The following is a 4,097-nucleotide window of genomic DNA, read 5'->3' on the forward strand; positions in this document are numbered from 1 at the left end:
CGTCGCCGACCGCGTTCAGATAGGTCTCGGGCTGGCCGAGGATCGGACCGGAAATGCCGGGCAGGATGTTCTGCAGGTGCTTGGCGGCCGAGACGCCGCCGAGCGGGCCCGGCGAGTTGGAGACGATGCCGACCGGCTTGCCGAGGAACGAGCTCTTGCCATAGGGCCGCGAGGCGACGTCGATGGCGTTCTTCAGCACGCCCGGAATCGAGCGGTTGTATTCCGGGGTGACGAACAGCACGCCGTTCGAGGCCTGGATCTTCTCGCGCAGCGCCAGCCAGTCGGCCGGCGGATTGGCTTCGAGGTCCTGGTTGAAGAACGACAGGCCGTGCAGCGTGGTCACGTCCAGCTTGAGGCTGGCGGGCGCCAGCTTCGCCATGGCGTTGGCGATCTTGAGCGTAAAGCTCTCCTTGCGCAGGCTGCCGACGAGCACGACGATGGGATGGGAAGCGGCCATGAAAACGTCCTTTGAACCAGAAATGCCCGTGGTCAGTTAAGCGAAATCGGCAGAAGCATGCAAGTGCATGCATCGACCGGACCGAAAACGCAGCGTTGCCGAACTAGGCATATGCCGGCCTGTTAGTCCACCTCGGCTAATCCGCGCCAGCAAGGCAGCGGGCGAATTCGGCGATCGCCTTGTGCGTCAGCCAGATCGATTGGCCTTCGACCGGCTGCGCCCAGGTCGAGAGCTTCGCGATGACAATCTCATTGGCGGCGTCGACGAACAGGTTCTGGCCGTGGATGCCCATCGCGAACAGAAGCTGCGGCGCATCGTTGATGACATACCAGCCGCTGCGGTAGTGCATGTTGCGGCTGATCGCGGCAAAGCTGCCGGCCCATTGCCCGTGCCGCCACGCCTCGGTGTCGCCGTTGTTCCTGATGTCGTCGATCCAGCCTTCGGGCAGGATTGGAGTGGAATCGCGCCACCCGTTCATCAGCACGAGCTGACCGAGCCGGGCGAAATCGCGCAGGGTGGCGCAGAAGCCGCCGGTGCAGCGCGGCGCGCCCTTGGCATCCGTCGTGATGAAAGTCTCTCCGCTCGCGCCGAGCGGCTTCCACAACAGAGCGCCGACCAGGCTTGCGAAGCTGCGGCCCGTGGCGCGCTCGATCGCCCAGCCCAGCAGATCGGTGTTGGCCGAAACATAGGCGAACGGGCCGCCATGCGGTGTCGCCTTGGCACGCATGGTCGCGTAGAAGGCGTGCAGGTCGGCGGTCGCGCCCGGCAGCAATTGCTCCCAGCCGCTGGCATCCGCATAGGCCTGCAAGGCGCCGGCGTCGAGCACGACGCCTGTGCGCATGTCCAGCAGTTGGCGAACGGTGGCGCCGCGGTACGCCGTCTCGGCCACCTCGGGAACGTAAGCCGTCACCGCCGCGTCGACATCCAGCTCGCCGCGCCCGGCGAGAATGCCCACCATCAACCCGGTGATGGATTTGGTCGCCGACATCAGGATGTGCGGTGTGTCGCGGTCGAGGCCGCCGTCATAGAATTCGAACGCGATCTTGCCCCGGTGCAGGACGATCAGCCCGTCGGTCGCGGTGGTCTTGAGGAAACCCGCGAGGTCGAGCGTGGCGCCGTTCGGCAGCTTGAGGCCGAAGCCATCGAACGTGCACGGATGCGCGCCGAACGGCCAGGCACTGCCCGGCGCGCTCTCGATCTCGGCAACGGGCAGGAGCGAGCGGATGTTGCGGAACGCCCAGCGGCTGTAGGGCGCCGTGCGCCAGTTCGAGAGGTCGGCGCTGGCGGGCGAAGGATCGGTCGACATGCGGAATCCGTGAGGGCAAGCAGAACGCGGATCTTAGTCGTCATCCCGGCGCAGCACCACCTGCCCTGCGCCTCAACTGCAGGCCGGCCGCCCTTGGCGGGACGGCTAGCTCAGTGCTCCGTCATTGCGAGCGCAGCGACGTGTCCGCCATAGCCCGAAGGGCGACGGCGGAAGCAATCCAGAGCCAGGAAGCAAGTCTGGATTGCTTCGTCGCTTCGCTCCTCGCAATGACGACTGACCGACCGAACGTCACATATCCTTGTTCGGATTGATCAGGAATTTCTCGCCGGTGGCGCGCTTGGCGTAAGCAGCGATATTGGCGGGATCGAGCGCCTCGGCCAGCGACACCACCTTGGTGTAGGTGCTGGCGAAGGTGGTCTTCAGCTCGTCGACCACGCGCTGGCGCAGGCGCTGGCCGTCGGCCTGCCCGATCTTCATCAGGAACGGGAACAGCAGCCAGCCGCCGACGCCCCAGGCCATGCCGAATGAGCGCGTGATCTCGGTCGGGCGGGTATCGAGGCTGCCGTAGATGTAGACCTGCTTGTGCACGCTGGAGCCGTAGCGGCTGTAACCGTGCTTGCCCGACTTGTTGATCGCCGCCTCCATGGCAGCCAGGATCTGGCCGGCGAGCTTGCCGCCGCCGATCGCATCGAACGCGATGGTGGCATCGGTCGCGACCAGCGCCGCGATCAGCTCGTCCATGAAGTTTGCCGACGTCGAGTCGACCACATGCTTGGCGCCGATCTTGCGCAGGATCTCGGCCTGCTCGGCGCTGCGCACGATATTGACCAGCGCGATGCCGTCCTTGAGGCAGATCTTGTTCAGCATCTGGCCGAGATTGGAGGCGGCCGCGGTGTGGATCAGCGCGGTGTGCCCTTCGCGCCGCATCGTCTCGGTCATTCCGAGCGAGGTCAGCGGATTGACGAAGCAGGAGGCGCCCTCGGCCGGTGTCGTGCCATCCGGCAGCACCAGGCATTCGGAGAGCTTCAGGCAGCGATATTGCGCGTACATCGCGCCGCCGATCATCCCGACTGTCTTGCCCATCAGCGCCTTGGCGGCATCCGACGAGCCGGTCTTGACGACCACGCCGCCGCCCTCGTTGCCGACCGGCATCGACTGATCGAGCCGCCCGGCCATCGCGCGCATGCCGGCCTCGGGCACTTTCGCCGTGATCACCGGATGGCTCTTGGTGCCCGACGCCTTGAGCGTCGACAAGTCGGCGGCGCCGGTCAGCAGCCCGAGATCGGACGGATTGATCGGCGTCGCCTCGACCCGCACCACGACCTCGTCGGGACCTGGCTCGGGGGTCGGCACGTCGAGCAACGAGATTTCCAGCTCACCGCTCGCCTTGATCAACGAGCGCAGTTGCAGACCATGTGTCGCGTCACTCATGCCAACCTCCCTACCCTGTTTCTTCTTCAGCTTAAGCCAGTGCCTTCAGCGCCGCGCGGCCCGCGTACTTCGCCTGGCTGTCCAGCTCCTCCTCGATGCGCAGCAGCTGGTTGTACTTGGCGATGCGGTCGGAGCGCGACAGCGAGCCGGTCTTGATCTGCCCGCAATTGGTGGCGACCGCGAGATCGGCGATCGTCGAATCCTCGGTCTCGCCGGAGCGGTGCGACATCACCGCGGTGTAGCCGGCCTTGTAGGCCATCTCGACCGCCGCGAGCGTCTCGGTCAGCGTGCCGATCTGGTTGACCTTGATCAGGATCGAATTGGCGCGGCCGTTCTTGATGCCGTCGGCGAGCCGCGTGACGTTGGTGACGAACAAATCGTCGCCGACCAGCTGGCACTTGTTGCCGATCAGATCGGTCAGCTCCTTCCACCCGTCCATGTCGTCTTCCGACATGCCGTCCTCGATCGAGACGATCGGATAGCGCGCGGCGAGATCGGCGAGATATTTGGCCTGCTCGGAGCCCGAGCGGGTCTTTTTCTCGCCTTCGTAGACGTATTTGCCGTCCTTGAAGAACTCGGTGGCGGCGCAGTCCAGCGCCAGCATCACGTCGCCTCCGGCCTTGTAGCCGGCCTTGCCGATGGCAGCCATGACGAATTCGAGCGCGGCGTCGGCCGACGGCAGGTTCGGGGCGAACCCGCCCTCGTCGCCGACATTGGTGTTGTGGCCGGCCTTCTTCAGCTCGCCGCGCAGCGTGTGGAAGATCTCCGAGCCGCAGCGCAGCGCTTCGGCGAAGGAGGACGCGCCGACCGGCATGATCATGAATTCCTGGAAGTCGATCGGATTGTCGGCATGCACGCCGCCATTGACGATGTTCATCATCGGCACCGGCAGGGTGCGCGCCGCGGTACCGCCGACATAGCGGTAGAGCGGCAGGTCGTAGG

Annotated in this window: 4 protein-coding genes; all 4 read right to left on the bottom strand. The window is 65.5% G+C overall.

All coding sequences use genetic code 11. From position 1 onward, the window contains the following. A partial coding sequence (locus tag WA702_RS20150; protein ID WP_425112305.1) for an NADPH-dependent FMN reductase occupies nucleotides 1-457 on the bottom strand: 457 nt, incomplete at its 3' end. A 136-nt stretch (nucleotides 458-593) separates the two neighbouring features. Beyond that, nucleotides 594-1,763, bottom strand: coding sequence for a serine hydrolase domain-containing protein (locus tag WA702_RS20155; RefSeq protein WP_425112306.1), 1,170 nt, complete (start codon nucleotides 1,761-1,763; stop codon nucleotides 594-596). A 249-nt stretch (nucleotides 1,764-2,012) separates the two neighbouring features. Continuing rightward, nucleotides 2,013-3,155 carry a zinc-binding dehydrogenase gene (locus WA702_RS20160; RefSeq protein ID WP_425112307.1) on the bottom strand — a complete coding sequence of 381 codons (1,143 nt, stop codon included), beginning with the start codon at nucleotides 3,153-3,155 and terminating at the stop codon, nucleotides 2,013-2,015. A 31-nt stretch (nucleotides 3,156-3,186) separates the two neighbouring features. Next, nucleotides 3,187-4,097 (bottom strand): phosphopyruvate hydratase (gene eno / locus WA702_RS20165; protein ID WP_425112308.1); only part of this gene is annotated, 911 nt, incomplete at its 5' end.

Source organism: Bradyrhizobium sp. (assembly GCF_049798375.1).
Taxonomy (GTDB): domain Bacteria; phylum Pseudomonadota; class Alphaproteobacteria; order Rhizobiales; family Xanthobacteraceae; genus Bradyrhizobium.